Source organism: Flagellimonas sp. 2504JD1-5 (genome assembly GCF_053618295.1).
The window spans coordinates 1,687,883-1,703,201 of sequence record NZ_JBSIOU010000001.1 but is presented as its reverse complement, the minus strand read 5'-3'; the positions used below and the strand labels follow the sequence as shown (position 1 = coordinate 1,703,201).

The following is a 15,319-nucleotide window of genomic DNA, read 5'->3' as shown; positions in this document are numbered from 1 at the left end:
ATCATGAAAAAAATCTTAATACTAACAATAACCGTCATTTACGCGTGCTCACCAGCTACCAAAAAAGACAAAAGTAGTGATGAAGAAGTCAACCCTGTCAAGGAACGTTTTGCTAAAATGGAAGCTGATGCTTTGAAAGAGCCCTATAGTGGTATTTTCAACGAAATTGACACGTTCGAAAACTTGTTTCCTATCAAAGCGTCAAATGTTTCAACTGCTCCAATTGTAGATATGGCAAATCAATTTTTAAAGGGTTTGGAACCCGAACAATTGTTGAAAACGACCTTTGATATTGATGATCAGGAATGGCGCAAGTGGTGCAATGTTGATAATGGCATCTATGATCGCCAAGGAGTAAGCTTAAAAGAAATGACCGAAGCACAAAAAAAATCAGCATTTGAATTAATGCAAGTTTCCTTGAGTGCCAAAGGATTACAGTTAAGTAAGGACATTATGAAAACTGACCAAACGCTCAAAGAACTTAATAATGGGTCAAATGATTATGATGAAGAGCTTTATTTCTTTACTATAATGGGCGAACCCTCCTTAACAGAACCATGGGGTTGGCAATTAGATGGACATCATTTGGTGATTAATTATTTTGTTTTAGGTGATCAAGTGGTCATGTCCCCAGTATTTATGGGAGCCGAACCAATTATTACGACAACTGGAAAATATAAAGGCAATACATTATTTCAAGATGAACAAAACCTAGGGTTGGCTTTTATGCAATCATTATCAAATGAGCAGCAGACATTTGCTACAATCTCCAAAACAAAAATTGAAAATAGTAATGTTGCTGAGGCTAACAAAGACAATTTAAGGCTCAATTATGAGGGAATACAGGCTTCAGATCTAACAGACCAGCAAAAGGATGAATTATTGAGTTTGATTAATCAATATATCAGCAATATGAGAGAAGGCCACCAGGAGGTAAAAATGGAAGAAGTAATCCTACATATTGAAAATACATGGTTTTCTTGGATAGGCAAAACGACAGAAGATGCGGTGTTTTATTATCGTATTCATAGTCCAGTTGTGTTAATTGAATTTGATCACCAAAGAGTTGTTGGAGTTCCAAACGCAGATGATGGTAAGCCATCAAGAAACCATATTCATACGGTTGTAAGAACACCTAACGGAAATGATTATGGAAAGGACCTACTCAAACAGCATTTAATGACCCATGAACATTAGAAAAAGCTGGTAACACTGTGTAAAAATGCATTGAAAACGTATTTTACACCAAACGTTGTGTACCATGAAAAATCAAAGAGAAAAACAAATACCAATGAAAGAGCAGTCGATATTTTTTAAATTGAAGAATTGGATCAAAGAGATTGCAATCTATCTTTTGGTATTCCCTTCCCTAATAATTTTTTCATGCGCTGACTCTAACAAAAAAGAAAAAGGTCCAAATATTTTATTATTAGTTGCCGATGACCTTGGCTATGCAGATTTGGGTTGTTATGGTGGCGACATTGAAACACCAAACATAGATAATTTAGCAGCCCAAGGAATAAGGTTCAGCAGATTTCATACTTCACCTCTTTGCGCACCTACCAGAGCTATGCTTTTATCAGGAAACGATAATCATATTGCTGGAATGGGGCGACAAGGGCGAGTTACCAATGAATTTGGATATGAAGGAAAGTTGACGGAACGGATTGCCACTATCCCTCAGATTTTACAAAAAGCTGGCTATCATACCTACATGGTAGGGAAGTGGCATCTTGGAAAAGAGCCCTCATCAAATCCTTCCAAAAAAGGATTTGAACATTCATTCGCCCTACTTCGAGGAGCCGGCAATCATTATGATGATCAAGGACTATTCAAAGAAGACCCTGTTTCTCCCTACACAGAAGACGGTGAGGTTGCCCAATGGAAAAAAGGAGATTATTCAACAGATTTCTATACGGATAAACTCATCGAGTATATTGATAAACATAAAGAAGATAAGCAACCTTTTTTTGGCTTTGCTGCTTATACATCTCCTCATTGGCCACTGCAGGTAGATGAGAAATACTGGGCAAAATATGAAGGTCGCTATAATGAGGGTTACGAAGTGCAAAAAGAAAAACGTTTCAATAGTCTCAAACAAGCAGGTTTTATACCATATGATTCTGAACTACCTTCGAGTCATGAAAAAGTAATTCCATGGGATTCTTTAAGTACCATTGAAAAGAAGATAGAATCAAGAAAAATGGAACTGTATGCTGGAATGGTTGACAATCTGGATTATAATATTGGGCGGATTGTTAAGCACTTGAAAGATATTGGAGAGTACGAAAACACGCTGATCATATTTATGTCGGACAATGGGGCTGCGGCAGAAGATTTTTACTATAGTGATTATTTTGGCCCCTTCCTTAGAGAACACTTCAATGCTGAATATGAAAATATGGGAAAACCAAACTCATTTATTTCATATGGTCCACAATGGGCTGAGGCAGGTTCATCTCCTTTCAAATTTTATAAAGGATATACAACTGAAGGAGGTATGATTGCTCCAATGATTATCTCTGGGCAAGGTGTCGAAGCTAAACACGAGGTTGAACATGAGTTTCTAACTTTAATGGATATTGCGCCAACTTTTTATGAGCTGGCACAGGTGGAATACCCAGAGACTTTTAATGACAAAATAATAAGTCCACTAGCAGGTAATTCAATATTACCCTACCTCTCTGGAGAAAAAGACCATATTCACGATTCAGATTATGTGTTTGGTCTTGAGCATGATGAGTTAGCCATGATCAGAAAAGGAGATTGGAAAATAACTAATACTGAAAAGCCTTTTTCTCTGGCCAATTTTAAGCTTTACAATGTTAAAAATGACCTTGCTGAGCTTCATGACCTTAAAGAAAAGGAAAAAGAGAAATATGATGAACTAATAGATGAATGGGAAACTTTTTCAAACAATATTAAAGCACAATTTCCTACTCCAAAATCTACGAATCAATCTGAATAAAACATGAGTGCACAACAATATGCATAACGTTCATTGTCAGAAAATGCTGGCAACGCCTCATATACTAACCGTTAGGCGTAAAATAACCAACCACTAACCAAGATGAGTTTATCCAATTTATTCAATCGCCCTAAACAAAACTTTAAAGTAATTGATGGGATTCGTGCTGTAGCGATTCTATGGGTAATAGTATTTCACTCGTGGTTATTTCAACTCAACTTGTTTTTAGAAACCAGTCAAGAAGTTGTTAAGAATAAATTTTTTGTCTGGATTTCGAGAGGAGATTTAGGAGTAGACTTATTTTTTGTGATCAGTGGCTTTTTAATCGGATCAATACTATTTAAAGAATATAAAAAGAACGCGAACCTTAATTTTAAAAAGTTTTATATAAGACGTTTTTTTAGACTGATTCCAGTGTACATATTTGCTATGATTATTGGAATATATTTCCTAAAGGGAACCGTTCTTGATACTTGGCACCTGTCTTGGGCAAACTTACTATATATAAATAATTACATTACTGGTTCTTATATGCCTTGGACTTGGTCTTTAGCGATTGAGGAGCAATTCTATATAATTATTCCTTTTTTAATCGCTTTTATTTTTCCACTGTTCAAAAGAAAAACTTTCTTTTTTGTAGTTCTTGCCATAATACCCATTGTATTAAAATATCATAATTCTGTAATTGTGCATGATTTTAAAATCCCTTTTGAAGGCGTATTTATAGATGATGCTCATTTAACTTGGTTCTGGGATTATTACGTTTATACGCATTTAAGATATGGAGGTTTACTCTCTGGTGTTATTGCTTCATATCTGTATGTATTTAAAAGTGAGAACTTAAAAAATTATTTTTTTAAGTACGTAAAGCTGAATAACGTATTAATTGTTATTTCCTTTATAGTATTAATAATAATATCTAGCATCACTTTAGGTCAATGGACTATTGCTGAAAATTCAATTTTTGACAGTTTACCTCCTGCTATTGGAAGTTGGTATGAAATATTACACCGTGAGGTGTTTTGTTATATTATTGCTTATTTAATTCTGGCCTCTTTGTTTTTTAAAGGTTTTGCCATTAAACCGTTTAAATCATTTTTATCTTTAAAATTTTTCTATCCTATTGCCCAAGTTTCCTATTCTGCATATTTGTTTCATGAAATGTTTATGTTTTGGTACTTTCCAAAAGCAGCAGCATATTTTAAAGAGACGATGTTTTCAGACTCTACCATAATAATAGCAAATGGAATTGTTTCGCTAATTGTAATATTGCTAGTAGCCGCTCTCATGTATTTAATCATAGAACAACCTTTTCAAAGATTAAGAAATAAACTTACACTGAATACTTAACAATATAATTCTAAGCCTGACAACATTTATAATCCGTAGCTTAATTGGTTAGGTAAAGGCGTTTTTCGTACCTCTTGTTCAACATTGATTCCTATGACCGAAATCTTGCGAATTCGCTCGCAACGGAATCATACACGAACACGTTAGGGCGCATTCAGCTCTCGGCTGACTTTTGTGTCTGTTTAAAACTTCTTGGCCCAATAAGATATTTTCTGTCTTAAATCCTATCAGCACTCCATACTTTATTGCTGAATTTCCATGAATTCTAAACCATGGATGCATTGTTCACAAAATGTTCCTGTTCAATTCCTTAAAATCCGTCCAACCCAATCTTATTGTTTAAAGTGCCTTTTATCTTAAGGAAAGGTTCTTCGAATTCAACTTTGTTGAATATTCGGAGAAGCGAGAGGGTAGCACGCCAAGGCGGTGCTACGAAAACATTTTGCTCCGCAAAGGCCCATGAACAAAGGGGTTAATGGAAAAATAAAGATTCCTGTGGAATTGGACATTTACTGTAAACCTTCTCGAAGAACCCTGAAACACTGAAAAAAGTTACTGTAAAATGGTCCAGAGAGTAAAAGAACATGGGTTTTCAGCCATCAGCATCAAGGTAAATGTCGCAAAAAGGTTCCGTCGTTTCTCCAAGAGGATCGCCAGCTCACATACCGAAACTTTGACGTGCATCATGGACTTTTTTGAGTGGCACGGGTTCACTCCCAATGAAAAGTTTGAAAAAAACATTCTTCAAGAAATCCTTAAGAACCGGAAACGCACCGAGGCCTCCATTGCAATTATCCGTGACATTGAGATTACACAGACCAGACCAACAAATGCCATCCTCCAAGCCCTGTTGGAACAAAAGGTCAAACAGGAAAAACCGATGAGGGTTGAACAAAAAGTAGCCAAAAAACAACCTCAGATTGAAATAACCGTTCCCAGGATCAGATATGAGCGCCTAACAGATAAGATGGAAATGCTCAAAAGGGAGAGCCAATATGTAATTGACCATGTGAGTTTGATAAAGCCCTCTTTTGGGAAACCTTATTTGAAGTTGGAGATCACCGAAGGGGAATTGGAAAACTATAAACGGACACTTCAAAACCTATAGATAATCTGCGAACGCTTATAGAGCTTTTGCCTCGCTCAGTAAATTAGTTAAGGTAAGATTGGGCTTGCAGCGCAAAACCCGGTTTTGCTCGCTGATCTTGTGCCCATATCATCCCCCGATCTTGAATTTGGCCCTTACCAGTTCCATGTCCTCCATAAGTTTTTTGTCCAGCACCTTGGCATAGATCTGGGTGGTCTTTAAAGATTGGTGCCCCAACATTTTACTGACCGATTCTATGGGAACACCATTGGCAAGGGTGACGGTCGTGGCAAAGGTATGTCTTGACAAATGAAAGGTGAGCCTCTTTTCAATGTTGCACAGACCTGCAATTTCCTTTAGATAGAGGTTCAGTTTCACATTGCTGACCACAGGAAGAAGCCTGTCCGTGTTTTCCGTTCCTTCACATGCACTGTATTTGTCCAATATTTGTTCGGCGACCTGCAACAATGGGACACTGCTCTTGGTATCGGTCTTTGTACGCTTTATCTTTATCCATTTCTTTCCGTCCATTGCCAACACGATATGGTTGGTCGAAAGTTTTTGCACATCGATATAGGAAAGGCCGGTAAAGCAGCAAAAGACAAAGATGTCCCTCACCTGGTCCAACCTTTTTGAAGGGAGGTCCTTTTCCATTATGGCCTTCAGTTCCCGTTCATCGAGGATATCGCGTTCCACCTTCTTCCATTTGGCCTTCCAATGGTAGAAGGGATCCTTTGAGATCCAACCATTGGCATAGCATATCCGCATTATCTTCTTGAGATTCGTCACATATTTGGTCACTGTGTTCTGCCCACAGTCCTTCAAAGTTGTCTTTAGGAAATGTTCAAAACGGTTGATGAATTTCAGGTCCACCTTTTTTACACTGATGTCACCATAGCCATATTCTTTCTCTATGAAAGCTTGTAAATGTTTAGCGGTCCGTAGATGTCTTTGGTATGCCCCCGATGAGAATTCCCTTCCGACCAATTCTGAAAGTTCTTCATTATGGTCGCCATAAATTGATAAAAGTGTTTTTTGCCCGTTGCCCTTTCCTTGAAAGGCATTTAGGACCATGTCCGAGGTATAGGGAATGCCATCGGAGATGAATTCCCCCTGTATCTGATAGACCCTCGATACTGTCCCGTCAAGGAACCGGTTCAGTTCCAGGGTGGAAGGAACCGTGCCCCTGACCCTACCTTTTTTAGGGTCCCATTTCTCGGGGCTTGCCTTTCTTTGCAGGCTCATCTCTGACCTCTTGCCATTGACGGTGACCCGCAAATAGATAAGGCTCATGCCATTTTTATCGAGCCTACTGCCCCGGATGTAGAACAATGTAGAAAAGGAATCTCTCATTTTTTCCAAACTTTAGGTTACTGAATTTCTAATAACTTTCCGTTCAAAAACCCCTTCTCCTGTTCTTTAACATACATCGGATATTCTTTTTGCGAATCATGAAAAAGAGCGCACCGAATCGTCCACCGAATTGTATGGTTTTATATGATATCAGATGGATTTGGTAAAAATGAAAAAGTCCGTAAAACATTGATTTACAGACTTTTCGAATTTGGATGATAATCCTCAGTGACCACGGTAGGATTCAAACCTACGACCGCTGGAGCCGAAATCCAGTGCTCTATTCAGCTGAGCTACGTGGCCTTATTTCTTTCATGAACTTAATTTTGTTCTAACAATGGTGGAAATCGTTTTTCCATCGGCCTGACCGGCCAATTCCTTAGAAACTATTCCCATAACCTTTCCCATATCCTGCATTCCCGACGCTCCAATGGAATCAATAGTTAGTACAACAACTTTTTCTATTTCTTCCTCTGTGAGCTGTTCCGGCAAAAACTTCTCAATAACAGCTACTTGGGCCAGTTCTGGAGCCGCAAGATCTTCTCTTCCCTGTTCTGTAAATATGGCAGCACTGTCCTTACGTTGTTTTACCAATTTCTGAACAAGTTTTACCTCATCTTCTTCCGAAAGTTCTCCCCCACCACCTTTGTCCGTTTTTGCCAACAAAATTGCCGATTTAATGGCTCGCAATGATTCCAACGCAACAGTATCTTTGGCTTTCATAGCCGCTTTCATCTCTGTCATTACTTGTTCTTGCAAACTCATTTTAGCTTTATTTTGGGCTGCGAAGATAAAAAATAAACCCGAAAGTCTCTTAACTAACGGGTTTAGGTTTTCCATTAAAAAATGGAGTCAATTTAAACACTACTAATCAACATTATCGTGCAAAAAGGAGTTGTTGGAGCGCAACTGCAAATCGTCATTGCTATCCTCACTCAAGGTTGTTCTTGACACTTTTTGTTCTTGTGGGGTATCATCCAAATCCACCCCCTGCCTTTTATAGGCAGGTTGTTTTTCTATCTCGTCAATACTGTTTCTATTGTTTTGAAACTTGTAGTTGAAGTTTTTAAGTTTCTTTCTACGTTCGTCAGCACGATCTTTCAACAAATCACTTATGGAACTGTTAAAGGGATCTACATTACCTGAAGTATCATTGTTTGTAGAAGCTTCCGTTTTAATTGTTTTCTTTTCAAAAACCAACTCGTCCTCTACTATCTTAGGTTCATGGGTCTCGGCAACCGACCTAGCACCGGTTAATTTTGTTTCCAATTCCATGTACTCTTCAAGATCATACCGCGTTTCGCCTTCTTTTTTATATTCCAAAACAGGTTTTACCTCTACATATTCATTCACATCAATATCCCTTACTTCGTCATCCAAATTAAAAGTGATGGTATGTTCTTTTTCCTCTTCTTCTTTGTCGGAACTCAATGGCATATCAAAACTCAACGCAAACTGATCTTCTGAGGTTTCTGGAGAAACCGTTTCGGGTTCAACCACCTCAATGTCATTTAAAATGCTTTTGGCTTCAATAATTACAAAATCATCTTCTACATTCTCCGGAACTACCTCTTCATAAAATACATTGAAGTTTTTGATGTATTTAGTTGTGGGGATAAGCTCAGACTCAGGTTCCGGCGGCTTAATTTCTTCTACCTCCCCCATTTCCAAGGTATGACGCACCACTTGTGGTTCTGGTTCCACAGGAGTTTTCTCAATTTTGATATCTTGGACAGCAGTTGTTTCTGTAGTTAATTCCTGTTCGGCTGTTTGCTCATCTTCAAGTGTATAAAAAACCTTTTTGGTCTCCGTATTTACAATTTCATCTTGTTGATCAACATTAAAACCAGTAGCTATTACGGTAACGGCAATGGCATCCCCTAAACTTTCGTCTTCTCCAACACCCATAATGATGTTAGCGCCATGACCTGCTTCTATTTGGATATGATCATTGATCTCACCTATTTCATCGATGGTGATTTCTTGTGTTCCGGAAACAATGAGTAACAATACGTTTTTGGCACCATTTATCTTGTTATCGTTCAGCAATGGAGAATCCAATGCTTTGGCGATTGCTTCACCAGCTCTTGCAGAACCTGAAGCAGTTGATGATCCCATAATGGCTGTTCCACTATTGGAAAGTACCGTTTTGGCATCTCTAAGGTCAATATTTTGTGTATAATGATGTGTTATTACTTCTGCAATACCCCGTGCTGCAGTAGCCAACACCTCATCCGCTTTGGAAAATCCGGCCTTGAACCCCAAATTGCCGTATACCTCACGAAGTTTATTGTTGTTGATTACAATTAAGGAATCAACATTGGCCCGTAGTCTTTCAATACCCGCCTGGGCCTGCTTATTTCGCATGGCACCTTCAAATTGAAAAGGTATAGTTACAATTCCAACAGTCAGAATATCCATTTCCCTAGCCACTTTGGCAATAATGGGGGCCGCACCAGTTCCTGTTCCCCCACCCATACCAGCGGTAATAAAGGCCATTTTTGTTGTATGTTCCAACATCACTTTAATGTCTTCCATACTTTCAAGTGCAGCTTGTTCACCAACATCTGGATTGGCGCCGGCGCCAAGACCTTCGGTCAATGAAACTCCCAATTGAATTTTGTTGGGGACCGCACTGTTCTGCAATGCTTGCGCATCGGTATTACAGATTACAAAATCTACTCCGTTGATGCCGGCCTGGAACATGTGGTTAATGGCATTGCTACCTCCACCGCCAACGCCGACAACTTTTATTACGTTGCTTTTGTTCTTTGGAAGGTCAAAAGCAATATTGTCAAATTCGGTGCTCTTACTCATGACAGTTTTTTGTTTGTTGTTTAGGGGTTATTATTCTGCATTGTCCAAGAAATCCTTCAATTTCTCAGACCATTTATCAAAAATTGATTTTCTTGGGGCCGTCTGTGTTTTTACCGACTGACCTACTACATTTTCTTGTCCAACCAAGACTTCCTCTTCCTCTTGCTCCATTTCGCTTTCCGATATGCTGTTGCTGGTGGTCTCCAGAGCATTCATAAGCAGCCCAACCGCTGTGGCATACAATGGACTGGCTACTTCTTCATCTGAATCTCCAGCTAAATGTTCGTTAGGATATCCAATGCGGGTATCCATGCCTGTGATGTATTCCACCAATTGTTTTAAGTGTTTCAGTTGACTTCCACCACCTGTCAAAACAATTCCAGCTATCAGTTTTTTCTTTTGTTCTTCGTGTCCGTAGTTTTTGATTTCGACGTATACCTGCTCAATAATCTCAACCACGCGGGCATGGATTATTTTGGACAGATTTTTTAACGTTATCTCTTTAGGTTCACGACCTCGCAAACCAGGAATTGAAACAATCTCGTTATCCTTATTTTCTCCTGGCCAAGCTGAACCAAATTTTATCTTTAAAAGTTCGGCTTGCTTTTCAATAATGGAACAGCCCTCTTTGATATCTTCAGTAATCACATTTCCGCCAAATGGAATTACCGAGGTATGCCGGATTATTCCATCCTTGAAAATGGCCAAATCGGTTGTTCCACCTCCTATATCAATCAAAGCAACTCCTGCTTCTTTTTCTTCTTGACTCAAGACCGCTTCTGCTGATGCCAACGGCTCCAAAGTGATGTTTCCAAGATCTAGTCCTGCACTTTTGATGCACCGTCCAATATTTTTTATGGAGGAAACTTGACCGACCACAACATGGAAGTTGGCCTCTAAACGACCGCCATACATTCCTTTGGGTTCTTTGATTTCACATTGTCCATCCACTTTATATTCCTGAGGTAGTACATGGATAATTTCCTCACCTGGAAGCATTACCAATTTGTACACTTGGTTGCACAGTTTTTCCAAATCATCATCATTGATGACCTCTTCTGAATTTGGCCTGGTAATGTAATCGCTATGCTGAAGGCTTCTGATATGCTGACCAGCTATACCAACCACAACGGAGCCTATTTTCAGCCCTGCATCTACCTCCGCCTGTTCCACTGCTTGCTGGATAGAGGAAATGGTTTGGGTAATATTATTGACCACGCCGCGGTGTACACCCAAACTTTTGGACTTTCCCGTTCCTAAAATCTCAATTTTACCGTATTCATTTTCTTTACCGATAATCGCTACGATCTTGGTAGTTCCAATGTCCAACCCAACTGAATATTTACCTTGTTCCATATCTTAAATTTTGGTGCAAACCACTTGATTGTCAAATTCTAAACTCACAACAGCATATTTTTCCAAAGAATTGTCCTTGGTTGCTTTGGCATAAAATGCCATGAAATTCTTGAACTTCTCATTGAGGTTCTCCACTCCTCCTAAATTCACCACAAAGTTTTCCAATCGAAACTTGAGCTGATATTTACCTTCTTCCTCAATATGAATGCCGATAACATTTTTTCGTAAAAAATCGTCCTCGTTTATATAATTGAGAATCGTATAGGCATCCTCCAGGGTTTTACCCGTGATTTGGCCTGTTATAATGGGAACTCTTGCCGAATGATTCTTGGAAAGTGGCATACGCTCTCCTAAATCATCCAAATAAAATTTAGAGACTCCCTCTATTCTTCCAATCGGTTTACGCTGAACAATCTTAGATATAAGTTCTCCATTTACAGTAAGATAGACTTGGGCTTGTTTTACCATATCGTTGGACAGAATTACCTCCTCTATGGTATTCAAAGCTAATTGTTCTTTAGTCCTATTTTTAAGGCTCCCGTAATTTTGTATTAACATTTTATTAACCGAAGCTTCGGTTAAATATAAACTGTTGTCTCCCAAAAAATTAATAGAGATATCTGCTATTTTTTTTTGCTTACTCCTATAATCTGAGAAGCCGTAAAGTGCAATTACTGCAACCCCCAATAGGCTAAGTTTGATATAATTCCAATTAACTCGCATAGGCCAATTCTTTTTTGATTTTTGGCACTTCCAATCCAATATCTCCAGCGCCCATAGTTACCAAAACTCCTTTTTTACAATATTTCACTTCTTCGATTAAGTTCGATTTTGAGATCAATTTCTTTTTGGGGTTGTCAATTTTATCCAAAAGCCATGTTGATGTTATCCCTTCTATGGGTTCTTCGCGGGCCGGATAAATCTCCATCAACAATATTGCATCGAACTTTGAAAGGCTCGAAGCAAAATCATCAGCAAAATCCTTTGTTCTTGAAAACAAGTGCGGTTGAAAAATTACCGTAACCTGATCATTGGGATGCATTTCCCTAACGGCATCATGAACTGCATTAATTTCAGTAGGGTGGTGCGCATAATCATCAATGAACACAAAATCCCTCTCCTTAATTTGATATGAAAATCTGCGTTGTACGCCCTTGAACGTACCCAAAGCTTCGGCTAGGCGGTGGGGTGGGGTCCCTATTTGCACCGCCATTGCAAAAGCAGCTAATCCATTGAGCAGATTATGCCTTCCAGGTTTGCTAAAACGAACTTGTTTTAAAATTTCGGAGGGCGTGACTAAATCAAATACGTAGGTACCACGTTCAATTGAAATATTTTCTATACGATAATCGGCATCATCTTCGATACCATAGGTATATCCACCCAAAGGCAACCCGTTTCGAACAAAAAGGATTCCTTCGGGCTTAAGTTTTTTTGTAAAATCAACAAAGGATTGCTGTAAGGCCGTATCCGTTCCATAAATGTCCAGATGATCGGCATCCATAGAGGTGACACAGGCAACATTGGGTGATAATTGCAAAAAGGAGCGATCAAATTCATCCGCCTCCACTACCGAGTATTTGGTTCCCTCGAGAACAAAATTGCTATTGAAATCTTCTGAAATCCCACCCAAAAATGCGGTTAATGGCGTGCCCGTCTCTTTAAGGATATGCGCCAAAATACACGACGTAGTCGTTTTGCCGTGCGTGCCCGCTACAGCAAAACAAAAAGTGTCTTTTGTTATAATGCCCAGTACTTCGGAACGTTTTTTTACTTCAAAACCATTGCTTCTGAAAAATTGTAACTGTGAGTGGGATTCTGGAACAGCCGGGGTATAAACCACCAAAGTATCCTGAATATTATTAAAAGATTCAGGTATTAAACCCAAATCGTCTTCAAAATGAACTTTTATGCCTTTATCGACCAATTCATCCGTGATTGGAGTTTGGGTTTTGTCGTAACCAATAACTTGCTTACCTACAAAATTGAAATAGCGTGCCAATGCGGACATACCTATCCCTCCAATGCCAATAAAAAAGACGTTATGTATATTTTTTAAGTTCAAAAATTAAGTCTAAAGTTCAAGCTCATTTTTACTTTTCAGCAACTTATCTATTTCATCAACAATATGCTCGGTTGCCTTTGGCAAAGCCAATTTCTTGATGTTTTGCCCCAACGAATCCTGTATATCATTAGAATTCATCAATTCCAAAAAAGTTTTTTCAAATTTTTGGTCCAATTCGTTTTCCTTCAGCATAATAGCCGCTTGCTTTACGACCAATGCCGAGGCATTTTTGGTTTGATGGTCTTCTGCAACGTTAGGCGATGGGATAAAAACCACGGGCTTCCCAACCAAACAAAGCTCAGATACCGATCCAGCACCAGCTCTTGATATGATAAAATCCGCCACCGCATAGGCATAGTCCATTTTATTTAGAAATGCTTTTACCTTGACGGTCTCTGAGTCATATTTTTTATACTCTTCGTGATAAAGTTTACCGCATTGCCATACCAGCTGGATTGCATTCTCTTCGAAAAATCCAAGCTCCTTTTCTATCAATTGGTTGATTCTTCTGGCTCCTAAACTTCCACCGATAACCAAAACCGTCTTTTTTTCGGGATTCAATCCAAAAAATTGAATAGCCTCAGCTCTATCAACCTTAAGGTCGACCAAATCGGAACGCACGGGATTTCCAGTCTTGAGTATTTTTTCCTGTGGAAAGAACTTTTCCATCCCATCATAGGCCACACAAATGGTTTTAGCCCTTCCTGCTAACAGCTTATTGGTTATTCCTGCATAGGAGTTTTGTTCCTGGAGCACACAAGGAATTCCCTTGCCGGCAGCCATTTTTAACAACGGTCCACTAGCGAAGCCACCTGTACCAATGGCAACATCGGGCTGAAACTTTTTAACTATGTTATGTGCTCTAAACAAACTACTGATCAGTTTAAATGGAAACATGAGATTTTTTAAAGTCAGTTTCCGTTGCAATCCACTTATCCACAGACCTTCGATTTTATACCCCGCCTGCGGTACTTTTTCCATTTCCATCTTATCCTTCGCCCCCACGAACAAAAACTCTGACTCTGGGTGTCTTTTTTTAAGCTCATTGGCGATGGCTATTGCCGGATAAATATGTCCTCCCGTACCTCCTCCAGAAAGTATAAACCTATAATTGTCCACTTAACACTTCTAAAGGATTACTTTCATCTATATCATAGGATTCCTCCTCTAAATTCTCCTTTTTGTTGCTCGCACTAAGTACGATTCCTATCGCCATACAGGTCATCCATATGGATGTACCCCCCATACTTATCAAAGGCAAGGGTTGTCCGGTAACCGGAAATAATTGCACCACTACCGCCATATTAATAAAGGCTTGAAAAACTATAGGCAATCCCACACCTATTACCAACAGTTTTGAAAAAACCGTTTTGGCCGAATTCGCAACCACCACTATTCGAAATAGCAATAACAAATAGAAAAACAGCAATGCACCACCTCCCAGCAGTCCATATTCTTCAATAATGATGGCAAAAATGAAATCGGATGTACTCTGCGAAAGCATGTTTTTGATTACGCTTTTTCCAGCTCCCTTGCCTACAACGCCACCTTCGGCGATGGCTATTTTGGCCAAAGTCAATTGGTGTAAATCATCTTTTCCTGCCTTTTCGGGGCTCCAAAAGGTTTCTATTCTTGATTTCCAGGTAGTGGCCCGCTGCCCTGGAATGACTTCAGGAGTTTTAAACACTACAAACAAAAACATGGAAGCCAGCACCAGTCCTGCTCCAACAATGCTGAACAAATATTTTAATGGATATCCTCCCAAAAAGCAGAGTACCAAAACCAAAAGGCAAATAATGGCCGCTGTGGAAAAATTCTCAGGTAAAATGAGCAAAACAACTAAAGCAGTGGGTAACCAGAGTGGCAAGATGCTTTCTTTAAAAGTAATGGCCACATCTTTGATTTTGGTCAAATACCGAGCAATCCATATCATCAATACTACCGATGCCAAAGTCGAGGTCTGAAAGTTAACGCCAACAAACGGAATCTTGATCCATCGGTTGGCGGTCACCCCCCCTATTTTGGTCTCAACAGTCAAGGTGTACGCCAAAAGAATAAGCACTATGGGCAAAGCAATGATAGAAAGTCCTTTAAAATAATGTGTTGGTATACGATGCACAGCGTAGATGATTCCAAAGCCTAAAAACAACAACACTGCGTGCTTTACCAAATGTCCGATGGTGGTGCCATCATCATTTACATACACCAAATTGGTACTGGCACTGTAAACCGGTAAAAACGAGAAAAGCGCCAAAAGGGCCACTACACCCCAAATGGCTTTATCACCTTTCAAATTTTTAAACACTGCCAACACTTTATTCTT

Annotated in this window: 12 protein-coding genes and 1 tRNA gene; 4 read left to right on the top strand and 9 right to left on the bottom strand. The window is 39.2% G+C overall.

The genetic code is table 11. From position 1 onward, the window contains the following. The first annotated feature begins 3 nt into the window (after nt 1–3). The 4 genes from ACULLG_RS07570 (at nt 4) to ACULLG_RS07555 (ending at nt 5,426) form a co-directional block, all read left to right on the top strand. Nucleotides 4–1,197, top strand: coding sequence for a DUF3500 domain-containing protein (locus ACULLG_RS07570; protein WP_452126162.1), 1,194 nt, complete (start codon nt 4–6; stop codon nt 1,195–1,197). A gap of 64 nt (nt 1,198–1,261) precedes the next feature. Then, nucleotides 1,262–2,968, top strand: coding sequence for an arylsulfatase (locus ACULLG_RS07565; RefSeq protein WP_452126161.1), 1,707 nt, complete (start codon nt 1,262–1,264; stop codon nt 2,966–2,968). A gap of 102 nt (nt 2,969–3,070) precedes the next feature. Further along, complete coding sequence (locus tag ACULLG_RS07560; protein ID WP_452126160.1) at nt 3,071–4,318, top strand: acyltransferase family protein; 1,248 nt, start codon at nt 3,071–3,073, stop codon at nt 4,316–4,318. A 562-nt stretch (nt 4,319–4,880) separates the two neighbouring features. Further along, nucleotides 4,881–5,426 (top strand): BfmA/BtgA family mobilization protein, encoded by a 546-nt coding sequence (locus ACULLG_RS07555; RefSeq protein WP_452126159.1) that lies wholly within the window; start codon nt 4,881–4,883, stop codon nt 5,424–5,426. A 108-nt stretch (nt 5,427–5,534) separates the two neighbouring features. Here the strand turns inward: ACULLG_RS07555 and ACULLG_RS07550 are convergent, their stop codons facing one another. The 9 genes from ACULLG_RS07550 to ACULLG_RS07510 form a co-directional block, all read right to left on the bottom strand. After that, entirely contained in the window at nt 5,535–6,758 is a 1,224-nt protein-coding gene (locus ACULLG_RS07550) for a site-specific integrase (RefSeq protein WP_452126158.1), read from the bottom strand. Nucleotides 6,759–6,987: 229 nt separating this feature from the next. Then, nucleotides 6,988–7,061, bottom strand: a tRNA-Arg gene (locus ACULLG_RS07545). A 9-nt stretch (nt 7,062–7,070) separates the two neighbouring features. Further along, on the bottom strand, nt 7,071–7,523 hold the full coding sequence (locus ACULLG_RS07540) for a GatB/YqeY domain-containing protein (protein WP_452126157.1): 453 nt from the start codon (nt 7,521–7,523) through the stop codon (nt 7,071–7,073). A 102-nt stretch (nt 7,524–7,625) separates the two neighbouring features. Further along, nucleotides 7,626–9,575, bottom strand: a complete 1,950-nt coding sequence (ftsZ, locus tag ACULLG_RS07535) for a cell division protein FtsZ (protein ID WP_452126156.1) — start codon at nt 9,573–9,575, stop codon at nt 7,626–7,628. Nucleotides 9,576–9,605: 30 nt separating this feature from the next. Next, entirely contained in the window at nt 9,606–10,931 is a 1,326-nt protein-coding gene (gene ftsA, locus ACULLG_RS07530; RefSeq protein WP_452126155.1) for a cell division protein FtsA, read from the bottom strand. 3 nt (nt 10,932–10,934) lie between these two features. Beyond that, complete coding sequence (locus ACULLG_RS07525) at nt 10,935–11,654, bottom strand: cell division protein FtsQ/DivIB (protein ID WP_452126154.1); 720 nt, start codon at nt 11,652–11,654, stop codon at nt 10,935–10,937. Beyond that, complete coding sequence (gene murC / locus ACULLG_RS07520; RefSeq protein WP_452126153.1) at nt 11,644–12,996, bottom strand: UDP-N-acetylmuramate--L-alanine ligase; 1,353 nt, start codon at nt 12,994–12,996, stop codon at nt 11,644–11,646. Before murC ends, ACULLG_RS07525 begins: the two co-directional genes overlap by 11 nt. Before the next feature lie 9 nt (nt 12,997–13,005). Next, nucleotides 13,006–14,115, bottom strand: coding sequence for an undecaprenyldiphospho-muramoylpentapeptide beta-N-acetylglucosaminyltransferase (gene murG, locus ACULLG_RS07515; protein ID WP_452126152.1), 1,110 nt, complete (start codon nt 14,113–14,115; stop codon nt 13,006–13,008). Further along, nucleotides 14,102–15,310: an FtsW/RodA/SpoVE family cell cycle protein gene (locus ACULLG_RS07510; protein ID WP_452126151.1), complete on the bottom strand. Its 1,209-nt coding sequence runs from the start codon at nt 15,308–15,310 to the stop codon at nt 14,102–14,104. Before ACULLG_RS07510 ends, murG begins: the two co-directional genes overlap by 14 nt. Between the last annotated feature and the right edge of the window lie 9 nt (nt 15,311–15,319).